We start from the raw sequence: 21,454 nt of genomic DNA, 5'->3' as shown, positions 1-21,454 counted from the left end.
CCGCCTTCGGTGGATCGGATATCATGGCGCCTTCCAGGGGGTGCCGTCACCGTCGCTCGGGCGGCCATCGTCATCCTCGATGAGACCCGTGGGTTCTCCGTTTCGCACCGGATCGTTTACGCCCCTGCCAAGCGTCAAGCCGAACTCAATTCCGACCTTTGTTCCGACATCGTCCATTTGCCAGCAGCGTAAGATCTGTCCGTCGGGGTCCATGATGGAGAACCGTAAGAAGCCCTGCTCACTCTTGGGCGCATCAGGCTTTCGTTGCTCTTTTCGAAACCAGTTCTTCGTTACCCGGTAGAGGTCTTGTGTGAGGAGGGTAAGAGCGGCTCCCCCCATTCCTGATCCGATATAAATCAGCACATCAAGATAGTCTGCGCCATGACTGATGGGAGGCCTTTCAACCTGTTTAGGGCGCTCCGCAACCTTGACGGCGTGGCCGGCGGCGTTGATAGCTTGCGCGAGGCGCTCGAGACGGGCTGCGTCAACGGGAGGAGGCCAGGTGGCTGTCTGCACTGTGATACTCGCCATGTTCGTGGACTGTACTCGGGTGCGGAGTTCTGCACTGGCCCGTAGCCGGCGGGCGGGCGCGATGTTGGGCTGGTGGCGACCCGGGCTCGTGTGATCGCTCAGCGAGCGAGGGGGGCGAGCCAAGAATGGAAACCAGGGCCCCGCCCCGTCGCCGCCGATACGTCATAATGCGCTCACCGGGGGACGACCCGGAGTTCGGCTACCGCTTTCTGATCGCCACCGGTGTCAACGGCGACGGCCACCGCGAGGTCCTGGGCATGCGGGTTGCCACCTCGGAGACCGGGGCGGCATGGAACGAGTTCTTCGCCGACCTGGTCGCCCGCGGCCTGGCTGGGGTGGTCGATGGTGGGTGCGCTGCCCACCCGAGATCACGACGTTACCGTCAGGGTCTCGCCACCTCCGTCTTGGCGGGGGAGCGCACACGGCCCGATTCCCCCATGGTTCCCCCACAGCCTCCCGGCTAATGGCGAACCTGCAGATGAGGGTCGGTTCGAAGAGTCAAGTCTGACCGCTGTGGACGAACTGGTTCGCCAGGGAGCCGCGATGGCGTCGTCGCGGCACATTGGTATCGAGAAGACCCAGGTTCGAGGACTCCCGGGACCAGCTGTGACTCGTCACTCGGTGAAACTGCCGGCAAGGTCGACGCAGAGTCGATTGCCGAAGCTGTAGTCCAGCAGCCTGCGGCGGTGCATCTGGTGAACGGCAACCCCGGGTGCTATGCCGATCTCCCGAGCCTTGGCGGCGATGTCGCGGTCGTAGGTCAAGCCGCTGAACTGCGAGACTCCGCCATCTCCGAAAAGGATGTCCATAGCGAACGCGTTCGCCGCCTTCTCCGCTGCGGAGTTCCGCTTCTTCTCCGTGCTGTACTCCACGTGCATCTCGCCACGGGGGTCATTGAGGAGATGGCCGATCTCGTGGAAGAGCGTCCAGATGACGAATCCGTCCTTGCCCCACCGTCCGGTCTGCTGGATGACGGGTACCCGCTTGTCGATCCAGCGCGTAATACCGAGCAAAGGGAGCTTCTTCGGGGGCTCGACCACCATGAAGACGACACCTACGTCGGCAAGCATGTTCGCGAGGTCCCGGAGCATCGTGGTGTCGGGCGCCGCCGCTCGGGCACGGAGTTCGGGAAGGGCCGCGTGGAGCCGATCGGGGTCGTACTCGAACCCGCGGCCGCGCTCGAAGGGCTCCAGCAGCTCGGCGGCCCGCAGCCACGTCGTCAGTAGCGTCCTGTCCAACGTCGTGCCCGCGTCCTTCAGCGCCGCCAGCGCATAGTCGCCCGTGGACGCCTCCTCGTGCAGGTGGACATACGCATCCCACGTCCCGCAACGGTGGAACGCGAGGAAGTCGGACACCAGCCTTCCGGGGGACCGCTTGGTTGCCGTGGTCGCACCGATGCTGCGCAGGTACGTGACCGCAGACGGCGCGATCTCGTCGACAAACTTGGCGAGGTGCTCCTCGTCGGCGATGCGGGCGAGGTCGGCTCGGTACAGCGCCTCGTACTTCAGCCAAGTCCTCGCGGGGATGCCGACGACTCGCTCGAGGCGCATCGCGGTGTCGCTCGTGATCGGTGCACGTCCATTGACGATCTCGTTCACCTGCTTGCGGCTGCTTCCGAGGAGCTCGGCCACTCGCTGCTGGGACAGGCCATGATCGTCGATCCACTCCTCGAGGTACTCCCCGGGAGCGACAGCGTAGTTGGTGGCGGTCATGGTCACTCCTTCCTCAGTGGTAGTCCTCGATGCCGACAACGGTCGCGGCGACCGCGCTCAGCGAGTTGGGATTCGGCTCCACGAGCAGCCGCCAGTTTCCGCTGAGCTCGCCGGCCCATGTCCCCGCACGCTTGCCTGTGAGGTCGTGCCATGCTCCTCCCGGGTCGTCCTCGGGCAGGTCGCCGAGCGTGTCCGAGTTCTCGAGCGCCTTGATCCGCAGTCGGAGCTTCTTCTTGAGGTCAGGCCGCTTCTTCTGCATCTCGCGCTCGTCAGTGCACAGTTTCGCGAGCTTGTTGTCCTTGTAGTCTACGCGCACTCAGTGTCACCGATCTCGTTACAGTCTAACCCGATCCTGTTTGAGAGTATGCCCGAGTTGTGCGGCTCACACGCCGGACACACGATGAGACGGATTTGCGTCGCGTGCGACAATTTCACCGGTCTTGTCGGGCTCCAGCCAGGACACCCTGATCCCGGAGACGTTCGAGGTGGCGCACGTTGCCGAGCCGCTCCAGGAAGTCCGTGTATTCGTCGACGCTCTTGAGCGGCTCGGAGGTGAGCTTGAACTCGCGCCGCATCCGTGCGGTCTCGGCGCGGACGACGTCGCCTGCTGTGCTGTCGTCCACAGCCCCGTCGATGCGCTTGAGCACCGTAAGGGCTCGGTCGCGCGTGCAGCCGCCTGAATAGTCCGCGGTGAAGGTGTCGATGATGCGATCGAGACGCTGGTCGCGGCGGCTCTCGGACTCGCGCTCCCGCGCCAGGCCCAGCTTGTCAGCGAGATGCTCGATCAGTAGGCCGAAGTTCCTGTCCAGCGCCGGGACTCCGGCGGGGCGGCTCGCGTCTCCCTCTGAATCGCCCAGGAAGGCCAGGAGCTCCTTCGCGAACCCCGCCTTGCTGATCCGCGTGTCGAAGGCGGACTCGAACGCCTTGTCCAGTGCGTCCCAGAGGCTCCCGTCCGAGGCCTCGAGCCCGCCTGTCACGTCGTTCTCACTGAGCCGCTTCGCAGACTCTTCGTCGAGTCCGAGGAACGCGCGCGCGTACCGTCTAGCGGCTGTGACCGCGACCGACGCGGGAACCAGGTCCTCGGGTTCGCGGACGACGACGCCTTCTGTGACCTCTAGGGAGACGGTGGCCGACCACTCGGCCACCTGAACGACCAGGTCGTCGGCGACAGAAGGTTTGCCGTGCGCGCCGCCCCTTCTGATCTGCTTGCGTGCCGTCTCGCCGGCGGGGTCGCCGTCGACCAGCACGACGCACGCCGGCCTGACCTGATCGCGACCACGAGCGAGGTAGAGCATGTAGGGCACATTCGACCCGCCCGGGACGATGGTCACCTGGTTGAGGTCGAGGCATCTACTGGGCGCCGTCCCCGCGCGCAGCAGCCGCATGTTCATGCCAGCGAGGAGGACCTGATCGGCGATGCCCTCAACGAAGAGGTTGTCGCCGCCGATGAAGGCGGTCTCGGCGACGAACGCCCCGAGAGACGTGCGCAGCGGCTCGTAGTGGTTGCGCGTCGCGTCCTTCACGTGCCGGGTGCCCTCGTCGCGCGACCCCTTGTCGACCACTCGCACCCGGTGGCCGGCGTTACGGTTGATTAGGAACGGCGAGTGCGTCACATACACGACCTGATCTTCGCGGTGCTTGTCGTCCGGCCGTGCGTGATGCTCGAGCACGCGGAGTAGGTCTTGCTGCCCCGAGGCGGAGAGGTAAGCATCGGGCTCGTCCATAAGGAGAACCTCCGGCTTCGCGGCAGGCCGGTCATGGGCGAGCAGTTGCACGTAGTAGCTGAGGAAGTACCGCAGCCCCCGGCTCCGCTCCGTGAACGAATAGTCGGTTCCGGTGCGGTCGCGGATCGTGAACACGAGCTCGTGCTCTCTCGGCGAGATGCGGAGCTGGAACTCCGCGTCCTGACTCCACCACCGTGAGACGTTCAGGTGGCGAGCGATCGAGTTGTTCATCTCCTGGATGAGGCCGTTGACCAGACCTTCGCGCTCGTCAACGATTGCGCTCTGGAGTTCCTTGAAGCTCGACTCTTCGATCCGCGCGATCTTCACGAGCAGATCGATACCGAGCTGCTGCTCCTGCTGCCTCTTCGCGCACTCCGTCGTCTCGCCCTCGTTGACGAGCGCCAGCACGCTCGACGCGTTCCTCGTGATGTCGTCGGCTGTGGTGGCAGAGGTGAACAGCGCGAGGAGCTCGGATCGCTTCTTCCGGCCGGCGAGGTCGCCGCCGTTGTTGGCGAGCTTCGCAATCGAGACGGAGTCGGGGAGGGCGATCTCGGTGTTCAGTTCATGCGGGTGCGGCAGAAGGTCTTGGAGGGCGGCTGCCTGCTCGTCCGTGAGGGTGACTCGCTCCTCATCGCGGTTCACCACCGCAACCACGTCTGGCTCCGGACGCAGCAGCACGAGATCCCCGTTCTTGCGTCGCGGGATGTCCTGTTCGTCCACTGCGTCCGCCTCGTCGGCGTCGAGCTCGAGAGTCAAGCCGACTTCCGGAAACCGACGGGAGCCGTGTTCGACCGAGAACAGCGTCGACGACCTGCAGAAGTCGCGCTGGCGGAGACCAGCCCCTGTGAGCGCGATCCTGATGGCGTCGAGCAAGTGGGTCTTGCCCGACTCGTTCGCACCGACGACGGCCGTGATGTCGGGCTCGATCGGGATCCGCACGTGCGGCATCCAGACGCCCTCAACCTGCTGCCACGGAACGGGCTTCGCACCTGGCAGTGCTTTCAGCTCGTAGTCGAAGTTGAACGACTTGTAGAACCGGACCCAGACCTGTCGTACTCGCACGAACGCTCCCTTGCTCATCATGAGACCGGCCTAAGAACCGTGCCTCTGGTGAGTCTATGGAGGGGCACCGACAAATTGCGGCCATAACCCGCGGGCGCCGCACGTCTCCCGAAGGCCTCGGTAGACCCACAGGTCGGCTGACAGTGCGGCTTAGGCGGCGACGGGGGAGCGGTGTGCCGAGTTCTACTGCCACTCGCTCGGCCTGACGAAGCCTGCTCTGTGCAAGGCACGGCCTACCGCTTAGTCAGCGAAATCAACCGTTGGCGACACGCGAACCAACGACACTCGGAGCGAATGAACCGTCCGGTTCCCTCTAGCCCCAAGGAAATCCGCGAGTTTCCGAGGATGTGTGGTGACCCGGATCCGTCCGGGCGGTCAGGGGGTTCGCAGGATCATGTTCTGACCGGTCCGATTCCCCGCGGTAGTCTGGGAGACGGTTCCAGCGCACGCTGTGCGTGGGAACACCAGTTCGGCGACTTCGCGCTCGGTAACGATCGAGACGTAGGCCCACCAGGGGCCCACGGAGGTTCCAGAGGCAGCAAAGATGCAGGTGAGCGAGCTACAGGTATCAGGTTCGATCCCAGTATCGCCCACCAGAGAAGGCCCCCGACCAGCAGGTCGGGGGCCTTCGAGCACGTCCGGCCACGGCTGATCGGAGAGTGCGATGAACGAGACCGACCTGTTCCTGCGGTGTGCCCGCGCCTACGTCGAGCTCGTCCGGGCCGTGGGCCCGGCGGACTGGACCCGTCCCGGACTCGGGGAGTGGGACGTGCGCGCGCTCGTCGGGCACACGACGCGAGCGCTGACCACCGTCGTCGAGTACCTCGCCGGCGCGGCACCGGACAGCGCCGACGTCATCACCGCACCGGAGTACTTCGCCCGCTTCGTGGCGTCGGACGACAAGGCCGCTGCCGACGAGGCGGTCGCGGTGCGCGGGCACCTCGCCGGGACCGAGCTCGGCGTCGACCCCGCACTCGCCGTGTCCTCGCTCGTGTCCGAGGCGGAGCGTGCCCTGGCAGGGGCCCGCCCGCAGCAGCTGGTCGCCACCCGGTTCGGGACGCTGCGGCTCGAGGAGTACCTGCGCACCCGGACGTTCGAGCTGGTCGTCCACGGGCTGGACCTCGTACGGGCGGTCGGTGCGCCGGCGGACCTCGTGCCGCGCGACGGGGTCGCGGCCGCCCTCGGGCTCGCCGCGCAGACAGCGGCCGCCTCCGGACGTGGCCCGGCGGTGCTCGCCGCGCTCACCGGCCGCACGCCGCTGCCCGACGGCTTCTCGCTGCTCTGACGGCAGTCCGCGGCTGGTGGTGGCGGCGCGGCGAGGTCGGACCTCCATCCGCCCGGTAGGGCGCCGTACGCTCGGGGGGCAGGCGCCACCTCGCGCCCGCTCCGCCGGGGTGCCCATGACGAACTACCACCGCATGTACCGGCTCGGCCTCACGCCCTGGGAGGGGTACCGGGAGCGCGCGTCGGGCAGTGTCAACGCGCTCCTGGACCGCGAGGAGGCGGAGAGGGGACGGCCACCGGGCCGTGCTCTGGACATCGGCTGCGGGCGGGGGCAGTACACCCCTGGGCTCGCCCGGCGCGGCTGGCAGGCCGTCGGTGTCGACCTCGTGCCGGCCGCGATCGAGGCCGCCAGGCGCGCGGGTCCACCGGAGGTGACGTACGTCGTCGGGGACGCGACGAACCTCGGTGGCCGCGGGCTCGGGCGCTTCGACTTCTTCCTCGACGTCGGATGCTTCCAGGGTTTCACGGAGGAGCAGCGGCGTGCCCAGGGCCGCGGCGTCACCGCCCTTGCCGAGCCGGGCGCCACCCTGCTCATGCTGGCCTTCGGGCCCACGTGGTTCCGCCGGCTGGCCGGGGGCGTCTCGGAGGCGGAGGTGGTCGCCGCCTTCCCGCGGTGGGAGCTCCTCGCCGTGGACCCTGCCGAGACCGCGGGCCTGGGCTTCCCGATGAACCGGACCAGGCCGCAGTGGTACCGGCTGCGGCTGCGTGACGAGCGAGGGACGTGACGGTGCTGGCATGCTCGCGGGCATGGAGACACTGCTGGCCGGCGGGCGGTCCTACACCGTCGCGCGGGCGACGGCCCAGGACGTGCCGGCGATCGTCGGGCTGCTCGCCGACGACGCCTTCGGTGCGGAGCGGGAGACAGCGGACCTGGAGCCGTACCTCACGGCGTTCCGTGAGATCGACGCGGAGCCGCGGCACCTCCTTGTCGTCGTCCGGGACGGGGACCGGGTGGTCGGCACGATGCAGCTCACCCTGCTGCCGAGCCTCGCCCGGGCGGGCGCGACCCGGCTGCAGATCGAGGCGGTCCGGCTCGCCCCGGACGTCCGCGGTGCGGGGGTGGGCTCGGCCCTGTTCGCGTGGGCGCACGAGTACGGACGCAGCCGGGGCGCGAGCGTGGCTCAGCTGACCACGGACAAACGACGAGCGGACGCCCAGCGGTTCTACCGGCGCCTCGGTTACGACGCGAGCCACGAGGGCTTGAAGCTCGTGCTGTGACCGTGGCCAATCCGTGACCCGCGCTACTCCGGCAACGGATCGGTGACGATTCGGCGCGTGCGCGGGACGAGGCCGGGGCGGCGCGGGCAACCTGAGTACGATCGGTCAGTCATGTCCGAACGTCAGCGGGAGCGCACTGTGTCATCCGTCTCTGAGCAGGTCCTTGTCGTCGACGGCGCCGAGCGGACGGTCACCGAGGGCGCCACCGGGACGGACCTGTTCGGCGAGGACCGCGCCGTCGTCGCCCTCCGGGTGGACGGCGAGCTCACGGACCTCGCCACCGACGTGTCGCGGCTCCCGGCCGGCGCCGTCGTCGAGCGGGTCGACATCGCCAGCGAGGACGGCCTGGCCATCCTGCGCCACTCCGCCGCCCACGTCCTCGCCCAGGCCGTGCAGCAGGTGCGCGCCGACGCCAAGCTCGGCATCGGCCCGCCGATCACGGACGGCTTCTACTACGACTTCGACGTCGAGACGCCGTTCACGCCCGAGGACCTCAAGGACCTCGAGAAGCAGATGAACCGGATCATCCGCGAGGGCCAGACCTTCGTGCGGCGCGTCGTCACCGACGAGGAGGCCCGCGCCGAGCTCGCCGACGAGCCGTACAAGCTCGAGCTCATCGGCCTCAAGGGCTCCAGCGCCGAGGACGCCGCCGAGGGCGCCTCGGTGGAGGTCGGTGCCGGCGAGCTGACGATCTACGACAACGTCCGCCGCGGGGGAGAGGTCGCCTGGAAGGACCTGTGCCGCGGCCCCCACCTGCCGAGCACCAAGCTCATCGGCAACGGCTTCGCCCTGATGCGCTCGGCCGCCGCCTACTGGCGCGGCAGCGAGAAGAACCCCCAGCTCCAGCGCATCTACGGCACCGCGTGGCCGACCAAGGACGAGCTCAAGGCCTACCAGGAGCGCCTGGCCGAGGCCGAGCGGCGCGACCACCGCCGTCTCGGCTCGGAGATGGACCTCTTCTCCTTCCCCGACGAGATCGGCTCCGGCCTGCCGGTCTTCCACCCGAGAGGCGCGATGATCCGGATGGAGATGGAGGAGTACTCCCGCCGCCGCCACGTCGAGGCCGGCTACTCCTTCGTCAACACCCCGCACATCACCAAGGGCCACCTCTTCGAGGTCTCCGGGCACCTCGACTGGTACCGGGAGGGCATGTACCCCCCGATGCATCTGGACGAGGAGCGCGACGCCGAGGGCAACGTCAAGCGGCAGGGGCAGGACTACTACCTCAAGCCGATGAACTGCCCCATGCACAACCTCGTCTTCGGCTCCCGCGGCCGGTCCTACCGCGAGCTGCCGCTGCGGCTCTTCGAGTTCGGCACCGTCTACCGGTACGAGAAGTCCGGGGTGGTGCACGGCCTCACCCGCGCCCGCGGCTTCACCCAGGACGACGCCCACATCTACTGCACCCGCGAGCAGATGAAGGACGAGCTGGACTCCCTGCTCACCTTCGTCCTCGACCTCCTCAAGGACTACGGGCTCGACGACTTCTACCTCGAGCTGTCCACCCGTGACCCGGAGAAGTCCGTCGGTGACGAGGCGACGTGGGAGGAGGCCACCCGCGTGCTCGAGGAGGTCGCCACCGCCTCCGGGCTCGACCTCGTCCCCGACCCGGGCGGCGCCGCCTTCTACGGACCGAAGATCTCCGTCCAGGCCAAGGACGCCATCGGCCGCACCTGGCAGATGTCGACCATCCAGCTCGACTTCAACCTCCCCGAGCTCTTCGACCTCGAGTACCAGGCCGCCGACGGCACCCGCCAGCGCCCGGTCATGATCCACCGCGCCCTCTTCGGGTCCATCGAGCGCTTCTTCGGCGTGCTCCTCGAGCACTACGCCGGCGCGTTCCCCGCGTGGCTCGCGCCCGTCCAGGCCGTCGCCGTGCCGGTCGCGGACGTCTTCGACGACTACCTCGCCGACGTCGTGGCCCAGCTGCGGGCGCGTGGTGTGCGCGCCGAGCTCGACCGCAGTGACGACCGCTTCAACAAGAAGATCCGCAACGCGACGAAGGAGAAGGTCCCCTTCATCCTCATCGCGGGCGGGGAGGACGCCGACGCCGGAGCGGTCTCCTTCCGCTTCCGGGACGGCTCCCAGCGCAACGGGGTCCCCGTGGCCGAGGCGGTCGAGCTCATCACCGCGGCCATCGCCGAGCGCCGGCAGGTGTCGACGGCGTGAGTGACGTGTCGCCGCCGAGCGGCGAGCCGGCGGAGGGGCTCGTCGGCGTCCCCGACGCGTTCCAGCGGCTGTGGACCCCGCACCGGATGGTCTACGTCGACGGTCACGACAGGCCCGACGACGCGAGCACCGGCCAGTGCCCCTTCTGCCTCGCACCACGGCGGGAGGACGCCGACGCGCTCATCGTCCACCGGGGCGAGCAGGCCTACGTCGTTCTCAACCTCTACCCGTACAACCCCGGGCACCTCCTCGTGTGCCCCTACCGCCACGTCGCCGACCTCACCGAGCTGACGACGGCGGAGCGCGACGAGGTCGGCGCGCTCAGCGCCACCGCGATGACCGTGCTGCGCGAGGTGAGCCACCCCCACGGGTTCAACCTCGGGATGAACCAGGGCGCGGCCGCCGGTGCCGGGATCGCCGCCCACCTCCACCAGCACGTCGTCCCGCGGTGGGGCGGGGACGCGAACTTCTTCCCGATCGTCGCCGGCACCAAGGCCCTGCCGCAGGTGCTCGGGGAGACCCGGGAGCTGCTCGCCGCGGCGTGGCCGGGGGCGACGTGCTGAGCTCCAAGGGGCGCGTGGTCACCAACGCGATCTTCGGTCCCGTCGCGCGCACCCTCGTCCGCGCCGGGGTCAGCCCCGACACCGTCACCGCCACCGGGACGGTCCTCACCGTCGCCGTGGCCCTGTGGCTGCTGCCGTCCGGGCACTTCGTCGCCGGCCCGCTCGCCATCACCGTCGTCGTCCTCATCGACAGCGTCGACGGGCTCATGGCCCGGATGCTCGGCCGCTCCACCCGGTGGGGCGCCTTCCTCGACTCCACCCTCGACCGCCTCGCCGACGCCGCGATCTTCTCCGGGATCCTCCTGTGGAGCATCCGCGCGGAGGAGATGTGGGTGCTCGGCACCGCGCTGGCCTGCCTCGTCCTCGGCAGCGTCGTCCCCTACGCCAAGGCCCGCGCCGAGGGCCTGGGGATGACCGCCTCGGGCGGGATCGCCGAGCGCGCCGACCGCCTGTTCGTCGCCCTCGCAGCGGTGCTCGCCGTGGGGCTGGGTGCGCCCGTCGTCGTGCTCGTCGCCGCGCTCGGGCTGCTCGCCCTCGCCAGCCTCTACACCGTCGGCCAGCGGATGGTGGCCGTGCACCGGCAGACCCGCGGGGACCTGGGGGACACGGCATGAGCCCGGACCCGGCAGCCCTGCTGCTCACCGCTGCCCGCGTCGTGCCCCGGCTGCCCGCCTGGCTGTCCGCCGGCCTGTTCGCCGGCGCCGCCGAGCTCGCCGCCCTCACCGGCGTGGCCGGGGTGGGGCAGCTGCGCGCCAACATCGCGCGCGCCGTCCCCGAGGCGTCCCCGCGAGAGCTGCGGCGCCTCACCCGCCGCGGCATGCGCTCCTACATGCGCTACTACGAGGAGTCCCTGCGCCTGCCCACCGTCTCGGAGGCGCAGCTGGGCCAGCGCGTGCGAGCCGTCAACGACGGCTGGGTCCGCGCCGAGCTCGCTGCCGGCAGACCGGTCGTCGTCGCCCTGGGACACCTGGGCAACTGGGACCTCGCCGGCGCCTGGGCCACCCGTTTCCTCGCTCCTGTCGTCACCGTCGCCGAGCACCTCGAGCCCGAGGAGCTCTTCCAGAGCTTCCTCGACTTCCGGCGCGGGCTGGGGATGACGATCATCCCGCTCGAGCGCGACGGCTCCACGTTCCGCGAGCTGCTGCGCGAGACCCGGGCCGGCGCCCCGCTCGTACCGCTGCTGGCCGACCGTGACCTGTCGCGCACGAACGTCGACGTCGAGCTGCTGGGGGAGCGCGCCCGCGTGGCACCGGGCCCCGCCACGCTCGCGGTCGCCACCGGCAGCGCCATCGCCTTCGTCGGGATCCACTACGAGCGCCTCCGCGGGCCCCGCCGCCAGGCGGCAGGCAGCCGGTGGGGCATCGTCATCACCTTCGGTGACCCCCTGACCCCGCCGGACGGCGCCTCCCGGGAGAGGACGGTCGCCGCCCTCACCCAGGCGTGGGTCGACGAGCTCGGTGCGGCGGTCCGCGCCCACCCGGAGGACTGGCACATGCTCCAGCCGCTCTTCGTGCGCGACCTCGACCCCACGCGCCTCACGCCCGCGGGGAGCGTGGCCTGATGCGCATCGGGATCGTCTGCGGCTACTCCTTCGACGTGCCGGGCGGCGTGCAGTTCCACGTCCGGGACCTCGCCGAGCACCTCATCGCGACCGGGCACGACGTCAGCGTCCTCGCCCCGGCGGAGGACACCACCCCCGTCCCCGACTACGTCGTGCCCGCCGGGCGGACCGTCGCGCTGCCGTACAACGGCTCGGTGGCCCGGCTCAACTTCGGGCCCGTCTCCGCCGCCCGCACCCGCCGCTGGCTCGAGGAGGGAGACTTCGACGTGCTCCACCTCCACGAGCCCATCACCCCGAGCCTGTCGATGCTCGCGCTGTGGATCGCCGACGGCCCGATCGTCGGCACCTTCCACACCGCCATGGACCGCTCGCGCGCCCTGCAGGTCGCCTCCCCGCTCGTGCGGCCGCTGCTGGAGAAGATCGCCGGCCGCATCGCGGTGTCGGAGGAGGCTCGCCGCACCGTCGTCGAGCACCTCGGCGGGGACGCCGTCGTCGTGCCCAACGGCGTCTTCGTCGACCGTTTCGCCCAGGCCCCGCGCGCCGAGGCGTGGTGCGGGACCGACGAGCGGCCCACCGTCGCCTTCCTCGGCCGGCTGGACGAGGCGCGCAAGGGCCTGCCCATCCTCGCCGAGGCGATCCCGCAGGTGCTCGCCCAGGTTCCCGGCGCCCGCTTCCTCGTCGCCGGCCGCGGGGACGTCACCGAGTACCGCAGCACCCTTGGTCACCTGGGTGACGCCGTCACCTTCCTCGGCCCGGTGAGCGACGCGGAGAAGGAGTCCCTCCTAGCATCCGCCGACGTCTACGTCGCCCCGCACACCGGCGGGGAGAGCTTCGGGATCGTCCTCGTCGAGGCGATGAGCGCGGGCGCGCACGTCGTCGCCAGCGACATCCCCGCCTTCCGCGCCGTGCTCGACGGCGGGCGCTTCGGCACGCTCTTCCCGACCGGTGACGCGGCCGCACTCGCCGCCGCGCTCGTCCCCGCCCTGCGCGACCGGCACGCCTCCCGGGAGGTGCGTGAGGCGGCCAGCGAGGGCGTGCGCCGCTTCGACTGGTCCGTCGTCACCCGGCAGGTGCTCGCCGTCTACGAGATGGTGACGGCGAGCGGTGGGCAGGTGCGTGAGGACCCCCGCTCCCAGACGGTCGTGGGCCGCCTGCGTGCGGCGCTGGACGGCCGGACGGAGGTGGCCGAGTGACCTGGGAGGGCTGGACGCTCGTCGTCGTGCTGCTCGTGCTCGTGCTCGGGTGGGTGCTGTGGCTGCTCGCCTCGCGGGTGGACCGCCTGCACCGCAAGGTGCTGCGCTCCCGCGCCACCCTCGAGCTCCAGCTCGCCCAGCGCACCGCCGCTGCCCACGAGCTCGCGATGAGCGGGGCCCTGGACCCCGTCGAGGCCGTCCTCCTCGCCGACGTCGCCCAGCGCGCCAGCGCTGTCGCCCCCGGCCCCGTCGTCCGAGACGGGCTCGAGGGGGAGTCCGACGTCGACGAGCCCGCCGCGGACGTCGACCGCTCCCTCGTGGAGTCCGAGCTGTCCCGCACCCTGCGCGCCCTGCTCGAGTCCCACGCCGACACCGAGCCGCTGGGGGAGAACCCGCTGGCCGTCGACCCGCTCCACCGGCTCGACGCCGCCTGGTACCGGCTCGAGCTCGCCCGCCGGTTCCACAACGCCCACGTCGCCGAGGTGCGGCGCATGCGCGCCAACCCCGTTGTGCGGGTCCTCCACCTCGCCGGCAGGGCGCCGATGCCACACGCCTTCGACATGGACGACGCCCGGCCCGCACGCTGAGCACGGTCCGCTGCCCCGCGGTGGGCGCGACCGGCGCCCCGCGCGGGCGCCGTCGGCGGCTGCCCCTACGCTGATCGCCATGGCCTTCCCCCCTGAGCCCTACCCGCCGTCCGGGCGCCCGGCGCAGCCCACCGCCTCCCTCGCCGGCCAGCACCCGCAGACCGCGCCCTGGGGAACGGGCGGGCCGCCGGCACCCGCCCAGGCGCCCTGGCAGCCCCCGCGGGCGCGGCGGGGCGGGACCGTGTTCGTCGTCGTCGGCACCGGCGTCGGCGTCCTCGCGCTCATCGCCACGATCGCCCAGATCGCGAGCCTCACGAGCGCCGGGGCGGCGCTCACCGGCGGGATCGTGGCGCTCGTCCCGCTCGTCGCCGTCCTCCTCGGCATCCGCTGGATCGACCGGTGGGAGCCGGAGCCGCGGTACGCGCTGCTCTTCGCGTTCCTCTGGGGTGCCGGGGTGTCGACGCTCGTGTCGATCTGGCTCAACACCGCCTTCTCCACCGCCGTCTACTACAGCACCGGCAACGTCGAGACGGCCGAGGTCCTCGGCGCCGCGCTCGGCGCTCCGGTCATCGAGGAGACCGCCAAGGGGCTGGGCGTGCTCGTCCTCTTCCTCGCCCGGCGCCGGTACTTCGACGGGCCGGTCGACGGGATCGTCTACGCCGCGACCGTCGCGGCAGGCTTCGCCTTCGTCGAGAACATCCTCTACTTCGGCCGCTCGATCGAGATCCTCCCGCAGATCTTCGTCATGCGCGGGATCCTGTCCCCCTTCGCCCACGTGATGTTCACGGTCGCGATCGGCATCGCGCTCGGGCTCGCGGCCCGCAGCCGCTCCTCCGTCGCGTGGGTCGGGGCGCTGCCCCTCGGGTGGCTCGTGGCGGTGCTGCTCCACGGGCTGTGGAACGGCAGCACCTTCACCGGCTCGTTCTTCGGGCTCTACGTCATCGTCCAGGTGCCGTTGTTCGTCGCGGGGATCATCCTCGTCGTCTGGTTGCGGCGCCGGGAGCGGAGCGTCATCACCGGGCGGCTCGCCGAGTACGCCCGCGCCGGGTGGCTGGCCCCGCACGAGGTGACCATGCTCGGCTCCTTCCCGGGCCGGCGGGCGGCCATGTCGTGGGCCGCGCGCGGGGGCCCCTCCGCGAAGGCCGCGATGAGGACCTTCCAGCGGTCGGCGACCTCCCTCGCGCTGGGCCGCCAGCGCTTCGCCACCGGCCGCGGCGAGGCCAGCTACCACCATGACGAGAGGGTCCTCCTCGACCGCGTCACCACCTCACGCAGCGCCTTTCTCCAGGCGCTCACCCAGGCTCGCTGACAGTCTCCGCTCGCGCGAGGACGGGCGCCGCCCGAGGTCGACATGCTTGTGCGCGGGCCCGGGTGGGAACACTCTGGACCCATGGCACTCGACCTCGACCGCGCCCGCGCGGAGTTCGGCGGTACGGCCGGCTACCTGGCCTCCGCCTCGATGGGGCTGCCGTGCCGGGGGACCGTCACGGCCCTCCGCGAGGAGCTCTCCGCCACCTTCGACGGCCGTCGCACGCCGGCCGACTACGAGGAGGTCGTAGCCACCGGGCGGTCGCTGTACGCCGCGCTCGTCGGGGTCGACGCGCAGGACGTCGCGATCGGCTCCCAGACGTCGGTGCTCGCCGGAGTGGTCGCCGCCTGGCTCCCGGCGGGCTCGGAGGTCCTGACCGTCGAGGGCGAGTTCACCTCCATGACCTACCCCTTCCTCGTCCGTCCGGACCTCACCGTCCGGGCGGTCCCGCTTGCCGACCTCGCTACGGCCGTCCACAGCGGGACGACGCTCGTCGCCTTCTCCTACATCCAGTCCGCGACGGGTGACGCCGCCGATGTCGACGCCGTCGTGCGGGAGGCAGCGCGGCACGGCGCACGCACCTTCTGCGACCTCACGCAGGCGGCGGGCATCCACCCCGTGGACGCCACGCAGCTCGACCTCACCGTGTGCCACGCCTACAAGTGGCTCTGCGCCCCGCGCGGTGCGGCGTTCCTCACCGTCCGCGAGGAGCTGCAGCAGCTCATCAGACCCGTCCAGGCGGGGTGGTACGCCGGACGCGACGTGTGGTCGTCCGTCTACGGCACCACGATGGACCTGGCGCCGGGTGCACGCCGCTTCGACGTGTCGCCGGTCTGGTCCGCCTGGGTGGGGGCTGTGCCCGCGCTCGAGCTCTTCACGTCGCTGGACATCGGCGCGGTCTGGCGGCACGCAACGGGCCTGGGGGCGATGACCCTCGAGGCGCTCGGCGAGCCGGCGCAGCAGCAGGCCATCGTGACCGTCGCGGACGAGCGCGGGGAGAAGCTCCGGGCGCTCGCCACCGCGGGGATCCGGGCGAGCGGTCGTGCCGGGCGCCTGCGGCTCGCCTACCACCTGTGGAACGACGAGGACGACGTCGAGCGGGTGGCGCGCGCGCTCCACCGTTCGCGAACAGCGGTCTGAGCAGCGTCGGCCGCCGGCATCCGGTTCCCGGACCCGGACGTGACCCAGCAGCTGACCACGTGCCCTGCGGGACCGGCCGCTCACCTAGAATGTTTCTGTCCCTCCTTCACACAGCACAGAGGTCAACCGTGTCGCAAGAGCCCAGCACGCCCGCCGCGCCCCAGGTCGGCACCGCCCGCGTCAAGCGGGGCATGGCCGAGATGCTCAAGGGTGGCGTCATCATGGACGTCGTCACCCCGGAGCAGGCCCGCATCGCCGAGGACGCCGGCGCCGTCGCCGTCATGGCCCTCGAGCGCGTGCCCGCCGACATCCGCTCCCAGGGCGGGGTGTCGCGGATGAGCGACCCGGACATGATCGACGGGATCATCTCCGCCGTCTCGATCCCCGTGATGGCCAAGGCCCGCATCGGGCACTTCGTCGAGGCGCAGGTCCTCCAGAGCCTCGGTGTCGACTACGTCGACGAGTCCGAGGTCCTCAGCCCCGCCGACTACGAGCACCACATCGACAAGTGGCAGTTCACCGTGCCCTTCGTGTGCGGCGCGACCAACCTCGGTGAGGCGCTGCGCCGCATCTCCGAGGGCGCGGCGATGATCCGCTCGAAGGGCGAGGCCGGTACCGGCGACGTGTCCAACGCCACCACCCACATGCGGCGCATCCGCCAGGACATCCGCCGCCTCACCTCGCTGCCGGAGGACGAGCTCTTCGTCGCCGCCAAGGAGCTGCAGGCTCCCTACGACCTCGTCGTCGAGGTGGCGCGGACCGGGCAGCTGCCCGTCGTCCTCTTCACCGCCGGCGGCATCGCCACCCCGGCCGACGCCGCGATGATGATGCAGCTGGGCGCCCAGGGCGTCTTCGTCGGCTCGGGCATCTTCAAGTCCGGCAACCCGGCGCAGCGCGCCGCCGCCATCGTCCGCGCGACGACGTTCTTCGACGACCCCTCGGTCGTCGCGGACGTCTCCCGGGGGCTGGGCGAGGCGATGGTCGGCCTCAACGTCGACGAGGTCCCCGTGCCGCACCGCCTCGCCGAGCGCGGTTGGTGACCACCTACGGGCTGGGCCCCGACTGGGTGCCCGGCCCTGACGGCGTGCCGTTCCGGCGCGCCGCGCGCGTCATCCTCCTCGACGACGCCGACCGGGTGCTCCTCGTCCGTGGCCACGACTCGGCCGAGACGAGCCGTTCCTGGTGGTTCACGGTCGGGGGAGGGCTCGAGCCGGGGGAGGACCCCCGCGCGGGCGCCCTGCGGGAGCTGCGCGAGGAGACCGGCCTCCGGCTGTCGGCCACGCAGCTGGAGGGCCCCGTGCTCACCCGCAGCGCGGTCTTCGACTTCGCGGCCGTCACCTGCCGCCAGGACGAGGAGTTCTTCGTCGCCCGCGGCACAGACACGCACCTGGACGACACCGGCTGGACCGAGCTCGAGCGCGACGTCCTCGACGAGCTGCGCTGGTGGGGGCTCGACGAGCTCGACGCCGCCGTGGCGGCCGGCGCGGTCGTCTACCCGCGCCTGCTGCCTGGGCTCGCGCGCCGCCTGGCCGGCGGGTGGGACGGGACGAGCGAGCACGTCGTCGAGTAGCACTCCCGCGGCGTCGTAGACTGGTGGTTCGTGACCTCCCCGACCATCGGCGTGCTTGCTCTCCAGGGTGACGTGCGCGAGCACATCGCGGCACTTGACGCCGCCGGCGCCCGCGGCGTGCCGGTGCGGCGCGCGGGTGAGCTCGCCGCCGTCGACGGGCTGGTTCTCCCGGGCGGGGAGTCGACGACGATCGGCAAGCTGCTCGTCGCCTTCGGGCTCCTCGAGCAGCTGCGCGAGAGGATCGGCGCGGGCCTGCCCGTCTACGGCTCGTGTGCCGGGATGGTGCTGCTCGCCGACCGGGTGGCCGACGCGCACGGCCCCCTCGTGGGCGGGATGGACGTCACGGTCCGGCGCAACGCCTTCGGGCGCCAGGTCGACTCCTTCGAGGAGGACCTCCTGGCCCCCGGGCTCGGCATCACGGGCGACCCCCTCCGCGCGGTGTACATCCGGGCACCGTGGGCGGAGGAGGCCGGTGAGGGCGTCGAGGTCCTCGCACGCGTGAGGTCGGGACCCGCCGCCGGTAGGATCGTGGCAGCTCGACAGGGCGCGCTGCTCGTCACCGCCTTCCACCCGGAGATCAGCGACGACGCACGGGTGCACCGTGCGTTCGTCGACCTGGTGCGTGCGCACGCCTAGCGCCACCTGTCCCCACCGTCCCCGCGGGGACGCCGTCGTCAGCAAGGAGCACACAGTGTCCGGTCACTCCAAGTGGGCAACCACCAAGCACAAGAAGGCCGCGATCGACGCGAAGCGGGGCAAGCTCTTCGCGCGCCTCGTCAAGAACATCGAGGTGGCCGCCCGCACGGGCGGAGGCGACCCGGCCGGCAACCCCACCCTCTTCGATGCCATCCAGAAGGCGAAGCGGAACTCGGTCCCAGCCGACAACATCGACCGCGCGGTCAAGCGCGGCTCCGGAGCCGAGGCCGGCGGCGCGGACTACGAGACCATCATGTACGAGGGCTACGCCTCCGGCGGTGTCGCCGTGCTCGTCGAGTGCCTCACCGACAACCGCAACCGCGCCGCCTCCGACGTCCGCGTCGCCTTCACGCGCAACGGCGGCACGCTCGCCGACCCGGGCTCGGTCTCCTACCTGTTCACCCGGCGTGGCGTCGTCATCGTCCCGAAGACCGACGGCCTCACCGAGGACGACGTCCTCTCCGCCGTCCTCGACGCCGGTGCCGAGGAGGTCAACGACCACGGCGAGGCCTTCCAGGTCCTCAGCGAGGCCAGCGACGTCGTCGCCGTGCGCACGGCGCTGCAGGAGGCGGGCCTGGACTACGACTCCGCCGAGGCACAGTTCGTCCCCTCGATGGAGGTCGAGGTCGACGTCGAGGGCGCCCGCAAGGTGCTGCGCCTCATCGACGCCCTCGAGGACTGTGACGACGTGCAGAACGTCTTCGCGAACTTCGACGCCTCCGACGAGGTGCTCGCCGCGCTCGACGAGGACTGACCCGGCGGTGTCGCTCCCGCGGCACGTCCCACCCGGCTGCGACACTGGGGCCATGCGCGTCCTCGGAGTCGACCCCGGCCTCACCCGCTGTGGCCTGGGCATCGTCGACTCCGACTCCCGGCGTTCCCTGTCGCTCGTCGAGGTGGGCGTGCTGCGCACCCCGACCGACATGCCGATCCAGCAGCGGCTGCTCACCATCTCGGCCGGCATCGAGGAGTGGATCGTGCGCCACGACGTCGACGCCGTCGCCGTCGAACGGGTCTTCGCCCAGCACAACGTCGCCTCGGTCATGGGCACGGCGCAGGTCGCCGGGCTCGCCATGGTCGCCGCCGCACGCGCCGGCCTGCCCCTGGGGATGCACACCCCCAGCGAGGTCAAGGCCGCGGTGACCGGCTCCGGCCGGGCCGACAAGCCCCAGGTGCAGGAGATGGTGCGCCGCATCCTCCGCCTCGCCGAGCGGCCCGAGCCCGCGGACGCGGCCGACGCCCTGGCCCTGGCGGTGTGCCACCTGTGGCGCGGCGGCGCGCCCGCCGCCGGCCCGGCGGCCCGGCACGCGACGCCGGCCCAGGAGGCCTGGGCCCGGGCCGAGCTCGCGGCGCGTCGGTCCCGGCCTGTCACCCGCAGCCGGTAACCTTTTCGCACACACGTTCGCCCGGTCCGCTCCGGGTCGGGATTGGAGCAGCCGTGATCGCCAGCGTCCGGGGGACCGTCGAGTCCGTGCGGCTCGACTCCGCCGTCGTCGAGGTCGGCGGGATCGGGCTGCGCCTGCAGGCCACCCCCGCCACCCTGGCCGGTCTGCGTCCCGGTTCGGACGCCCGCCTCGCCACGGCCCTCGTCGTGCGGGAGGACTCCCTCACCCTGTTCGGCTTCGCCGACGACGACGAGCGTGAGGTCTTCGAGATCCTCCAGACCGTCAGCGGCGTGGGCCCGCGCCTGGCCCTCGCGGTGCTCGCCGTCCACCAGCCCGACGAGCTGCGCACCGCCGTCGCGGCCGAGGACGTCGTCGCGCTCACCCGCGTGCCCGGCATCGGGAAGAAGGGAGCCCAGCGCATCCTCCTCGAGATCGGTGACAAGCTCGGACCCGCGCGGGGCGAGGTGCGCGCCGCCCCGGCGCCGACCGACGCCCAGCCCGAGGTCGTCGACGCGCTCGTCCAGCTCGGCTGGTCCGCCAAGGCCGCGGAGGACGCCGTCAGCGCCGTCCTCGCGGAGCCCGCCGCGGACCGTGACGTCGCCGCGGTGCTGCGCGGCGCGCTCCAGCACCTGGGAGGCCACGGCCGTGGCTGACGACGCCGCCTTCCTCGACGCCGAGGCCGATGAGCTCGAGCGGGCCGCCGAGGCCGCCCTGCGCCCGCGCCGACTCGCAGACTTCGTCGGCCAGGCCGTGGTGCGCGACCAGCTCGCGCTCGTCCTCGACGCCGCCAAGGCACGCGGCTCCGCACCCGACCACGTCCTGCTCTCCGGGCCGCCCGGGCTGGGCAAGACGACGCTCGCGATGATCATCGCCGCCGAGCTCGAAGGCTCCCTGCGGCTCACGTCCGGGCCCGCCGTCCAGCACCCGGGGGACCTCGCCGCCATCCTGTCCTCCCTCCAGGAGCATGACGTCCTGTTCATCGACGAGATCCACCGCCTGGCGCGCCCGGTGGAGGAGATGCTCTACCTCGCGATGGAGGACTTCCGCGTCGACGTCGTCGTCGGCAAGGGCCCGGGGGCCACCGCGATCCCGCTCACCCTGCCGCGCTTCACGGTCGTCGGCGCCACCACCCGCGCCGGCCTGCTGCCCGCCCCGCTGCGGGACCGCTTCGGCTTCACCGGCCACCTCGAGTTCTACACGCCCGCCGAGCTCGAGCAGGTGCTCGGCCGCAGCGCCCGGCTCCTCGGCGCCGAGCTCGAGCCGGCGGCGGGCGCCGAGCTCGCCGGCCGCTCCCGCGGCACACCCCGGATCGCCAACCGCCTGCTGCGGCGCGTCCAGGACTGGGCGCAGGTCCGGGGGACCGGCTCCCTCGACCTGGCGGCCACCCACGCCGCCCTCGCGCTCTTCGAGGTCGACGAGCGCGGCCTGGACCGCCTGGACCGTTCCGTGCTGCGCGCCCTGTGCGAGCGCTTCGGCGGGGGACCGGTGGGCCTGTCCACCCTCGCCGTCGCCGTGGGGGAGGAGCCGGAGACCGTCGAGACGGTCGCCGAGCCCTTCCTCGTGCGCGAGGGGCTCGTCTCCCGCACCCCCCGCGGACGGGTCGCCACGGCCGCCGCGTACGAGCACCTCGGTCTCGCCCGCCCCGACGACGGCGCCCTGTGGGGCTGAGGACGGTTTCGTCCTGTCAGCCCCGTCACCTAGACTCAATCAGTATTTTGCCGCCGGTGTGACGTGCCCTGTCGCGATCCCA

22 protein-coding genes and 1 pseudogene are annotated in these 21,454 nt (G+C 71.4%); 19 read left to right on the top strand and 4 right to left on the bottom strand.

The genetic code is table 11. From position 1 onward, the window contains the following. Positions 1–21: 21 nt before the first annotated feature. A complete protein-coding gene (locus GD632_RS09000; RefSeq protein WP_152191150.1) occupies positions 22–531 on the bottom strand; it encodes a hypothetical protein in 510 nt (169 codons plus the stop codon). Positions 532–740: 209 nt separating this feature from the next. On the opposite strand from GD632_RS09000, the pseudogene GD632_RS08995 reads away from it, so the two are divergent. Continuing rightward, positions 741–869, top strand: a pseudogene (locus GD632_RS08995) (transposase); the annotation flags it as partial. Positions 870–1,145: 276 nt separating this feature from the next. Here GD632_RS08995 and GD632_RS08990 read toward each other — a convergent pair. The 3 genes from GD632_RS08990 to GD632_RS08980 form a co-directional block, all read right to left on the bottom strand. Next, positions 1,146–2,243 (bottom strand): HigA family addiction module antitoxin, encoded by a 1,098-nt coding sequence (locus GD632_RS08990; RefSeq protein WP_152191147.1) that lies wholly within the window; start codon positions 2,241–2,243, stop codon positions 1,146–1,148. 13 nt (positions 2,244–2,256) lie between these two features. Beyond that, positions 2,257–2,559, bottom strand: a complete 303-nt coding sequence (locus tag GD632_RS08985) for a type II toxin-antitoxin system RelE/ParE family toxin (RefSeq protein ID WP_152191144.1) — start codon at positions 2,557–2,559, stop codon at positions 2,257–2,259. A 115-nt stretch (positions 2,560–2,674) separates the two neighbouring features. Next, positions 2,675–5,050: an AAA family ATPase gene (locus tag GD632_RS08980; protein ID WP_152191142.1), complete on the bottom strand. Its 2,376-nt coding sequence runs from the start codon at positions 5,048–5,050 to the stop codon at positions 2,675–2,677. A gap of 643 nt (positions 5,051–5,693) precedes the next feature. Between GD632_RS08980 and GD632_RS08975 the strand changes: the two genes are divergently transcribed. The 18 genes from GD632_RS08975 to ruvB all read left to right on the top strand — a co-directional run bounded on the left by GD632_RS08975 (position 5,694) and on the right by ruvB (position 21,372). Beyond that, positions 5,694–6,314: a maleylpyruvate isomerase N-terminal domain-containing protein gene (locus GD632_RS08975; RefSeq protein ID WP_152191140.1), complete on the top strand. Its 621-nt coding sequence runs from the start codon at positions 5,694–5,696 to the stop codon at positions 6,312–6,314. A 115-nt stretch (positions 6,315–6,429) separates the two neighbouring features. Continuing rightward, the gene (locus tag GD632_RS08970) at positions 6,430–7,038 is read left to right on the top strand and encodes a class I SAM-dependent methyltransferase (RefSeq protein WP_226924769.1); all 609 of its coding nucleotides are present in this window, start codon (positions 6,430–6,432) and stop codon (positions 7,036–7,038) included. 22 nt (positions 7,039–7,060) lie between these two features. Continuing rightward, positions 7,061–7,531 carry a GNAT family N-acetyltransferase gene (locus tag GD632_RS08965; RefSeq protein ID WP_152191137.1) on the top strand — a complete coding sequence of 157 codons (471 nt, stop codon included), beginning with the start codon at positions 7,061–7,063 and terminating at the stop codon, positions 7,529–7,531. 111 nt (positions 7,532–7,642) lie between these two features. Next, positions 7,643–9,700 carry a threonine--tRNA ligase gene (gene thrS, locus GD632_RS08960; RefSeq protein ID WP_152191134.1) on the top strand — a complete coding sequence of 686 codons (2,058 nt, stop codon included), beginning with the start codon at positions 7,643–7,645 and terminating at the stop codon, positions 9,698–9,700. Beyond that, positions 9,697–10,263 carry an HIT family protein gene (locus GD632_RS08955; RefSeq protein WP_226924767.1) on the top strand — a complete coding sequence of 189 codons (567 nt, stop codon included), beginning with the start codon at positions 9,697–9,699 and terminating at the stop codon, positions 10,261–10,263. Before thrS ends, GD632_RS08955 begins: the two co-directional genes overlap by 4 nt. Further along, a complete protein-coding gene (gene pgsA / locus GD632_RS08950; RefSeq protein WP_319633112.1) occupies positions 10,257–10,877 on the top strand; it encodes a phosphatidylinositol phosphate synthase in 621 nt (206 codons plus the stop codon). The genes GD632_RS08955 and pgsA overlap by 7 nt, the downstream gene beginning before the upstream one ends. Then, positions 10,874–11,824, top strand: coding sequence for a phosphatidylinositol mannoside acyltransferase (locus GD632_RS08945; protein ID WP_152191131.1), 951 nt, complete (start codon positions 10,874–10,876; stop codon positions 11,822–11,824). Before pgsA ends, GD632_RS08945 begins: the two co-directional genes overlap by 4 nt. Further along, the gene (locus GD632_RS08940) at positions 11,824–13,017 is read left to right on the top strand and encodes a glycosyltransferase family 4 protein (protein WP_152191129.1); all 1,194 of its coding nucleotides are present in this window, start codon (positions 11,824–11,826) and stop codon (positions 13,015–13,017) included. The genes GD632_RS08945 and GD632_RS08940 overlap by 1 nt, the downstream gene beginning before the upstream one ends. Then, positions 13,014–13,604, top strand: a complete 591-nt coding sequence (locus tag GD632_RS08935; RefSeq protein ID WP_152191126.1) for a hypothetical protein — start codon at positions 13,014–13,016, stop codon at positions 13,602–13,604. Before GD632_RS08940 ends, GD632_RS08935 begins: the two co-directional genes overlap by 4 nt. A gap of 79 nt (positions 13,605–13,683) precedes the next feature. After that, positions 13,684–14,913: a PrsW family intramembrane metalloprotease gene (locus tag GD632_RS08930; RefSeq protein ID WP_152191124.1), complete on the top strand. Its 1,230-nt coding sequence runs from the start codon at positions 13,684–13,686 to the stop codon at positions 14,911–14,913. Positions 14,914–14,994: 81 nt separating this feature from the next. Next, positions 14,995–16,053, top strand: a complete 1,059-nt coding sequence (locus GD632_RS08925; protein ID WP_152191122.1) for an aminotransferase class V-fold PLP-dependent enzyme — start codon at positions 14,995–14,997, stop codon at positions 16,051–16,053. An 89-nt stretch (positions 16,054–16,142) separates the two neighbouring features. Further along, complete coding sequence (pdxS, locus tag GD632_RS08920) at positions 16,143–17,093, top strand: pyridoxal 5'-phosphate synthase lyase subunit PdxS (RefSeq protein ID WP_405002529.1); 951 nt, start codon at positions 16,143–16,145, stop codon at positions 17,091–17,093. Beyond that, positions 17,090–17,623 carry an NUDIX hydrolase gene (locus GD632_RS08915; RefSeq protein WP_226924766.1) on the top strand — a complete coding sequence of 178 codons (534 nt, stop codon included), beginning with the start codon at positions 17,090–17,092 and terminating at the stop codon, positions 17,621–17,623. Before pdxS ends, GD632_RS08915 begins: the two co-directional genes overlap by 4 nt. 30 nt (positions 17,624–17,653) lie before the next feature. Beyond that, positions 17,654–18,259, top strand: coding sequence for a pyridoxal 5'-phosphate synthase glutaminase subunit PdxT (gene pdxT / locus GD632_RS08910; RefSeq protein WP_193311417.1), 606 nt, complete (start codon positions 17,654–17,656; stop codon positions 18,257–18,259). A 55-nt stretch (positions 18,260–18,314) separates the two neighbouring features. After that, entirely contained in the window at positions 18,315–19,073 is a 759-nt protein-coding gene (locus tag GD632_RS08905) for a YebC/PmpR family DNA-binding transcriptional regulator (RefSeq protein ID WP_152191116.1), read from the top strand. Positions 19,074–19,125: 52 nt separating this feature from the next. Beyond that, on the top strand, positions 19,126–19,704 hold the full coding sequence (gene ruvC / locus GD632_RS08900; RefSeq protein WP_152191114.1) for a crossover junction endodeoxyribonuclease RuvC: 579 nt from the start codon (positions 19,126–19,128) through the stop codon (positions 19,702–19,704). Between the two features lie 53 nt (positions 19,705–19,757). Continuing rightward, on the top strand, positions 19,758–20,357 hold the full coding sequence (gene ruvA, locus GD632_RS08895) for a Holliday junction branch migration protein RuvA (protein WP_152191111.1): 600 nt from the start codon (positions 19,758–19,760) through the stop codon (positions 20,355–20,357). Next, positions 20,350–21,372 carry a Holliday junction branch migration DNA helicase RuvB gene (ruvB, locus tag GD632_RS08890; RefSeq protein ID WP_152191108.1) on the top strand — a complete coding sequence of 341 codons (1,023 nt, stop codon included), beginning with the start codon at positions 20,350–20,352 and terminating at the stop codon, positions 21,370–21,372. The genes ruvA and ruvB overlap by 8 nt, the downstream gene beginning before the upstream one ends. Positions 21,373–21,454 lie beyond the last annotated feature (82 nt).

It is taken from the genome of Georgenia satyanarayanai (genome assembly GCF_009193135.1).
GTDB classification, from domain to species: Bacteria; Actinomycetota; Actinomycetes; order Actinomycetales; family Actinomycetaceae; genus Oceanitalea; species Oceanitalea satyanarayanai.
Note: the sequence above shows the minus strand (reverse complement) of the source record. Positions and strands in the feature narration are given on the sequence as shown.

Bases quoted from the DNA above. Each gene is read 5' to 3' on its own strand.
- GD632_RS08925 (WP_152191122.1), top strand. From the start codon at position 14,995: ATGGCACTCGACCTCGACCGCGCCCGCGCGGAGTTCGGCGGTACGGCC.
- pdxS (WP_405002529.1), top strand. From the start codon at position 16,143: ATGTTTCTGTCCCTCCTTCACACAGCACAGAGGTCAACCGTGTCGCAA.
- GD632_RS08980 (WP_152191142.1), bottom strand. From the start codon at position 5,050: ATGATGAGCAAGGGAGCGTTCGTGCGAGTACGACAGGTCTGGGTCCGG.
- GD632_RS09000 (WP_152191150.1), bottom strand. From the start codon at position 531: ATGGCGAGTATCACAGTGCAGACAGCCACCTGGCCTCCTCCCGTTGAC.
- GD632_RS08975 (WP_152191140.1), top strand. From the start codon at position 5,694: ATGAACGAGACCGACCTGTTCCTGCGGTGTGCCCGCGCCTACGTCGAG.
- GD632_RS08990 (WP_152191147.1), bottom strand. From the start codon at position 2,243: ATGACCGCCACCAACTACGCTGTCGCTCCCGGGGAGTACCTCGAGGAG.
- GD632_RS08930 (WP_152191124.1), top strand. From the start codon at position 13,684: ATGGCCTTCCCCCCTGAGCCCTACCCGCCGTCCGGGCGCCCGGCGCAG.
- GD632_RS08945 (WP_152191131.1), top strand. From the start codon at position 10,874: ATGAGCCCGGACCCGGCAGCCCTGCTGCTCACCGCTGCCCGCGTCGTG.
- GD632_RS08970 (WP_226924769.1), top strand. From the start codon at position 6,430: ATGACGAACTACCACCGCATGTACCGGCTCGGCCTCACGCCCTGGGAG.
- GD632_RS08965 (WP_152191137.1), top strand. From the start codon at position 7,061: ATGGAGACACTGCTGGCCGGCGGGCGGTCCTACACCGTCGCGCGGGCG.
- thrS (WP_152191134.1), top strand. From the start codon at position 7,643: ATGTCCGAACGTCAGCGGGAGCGCACTGTGTCATCCGTCTCTGAGCAG.
- GD632_RS08940 (WP_152191129.1), top strand. From the start codon at position 11,824: ATGCGCATCGGGATCGTCTGCGGCTACTCCTTCGACGTGCCGGGCGGC.
- ruvC (WP_152191114.1), top strand. From the start codon at position 19,126: ATGCGCGTCCTCGGAGTCGACCCCGGCCTCACCCGCTGTGGCCTGGGC.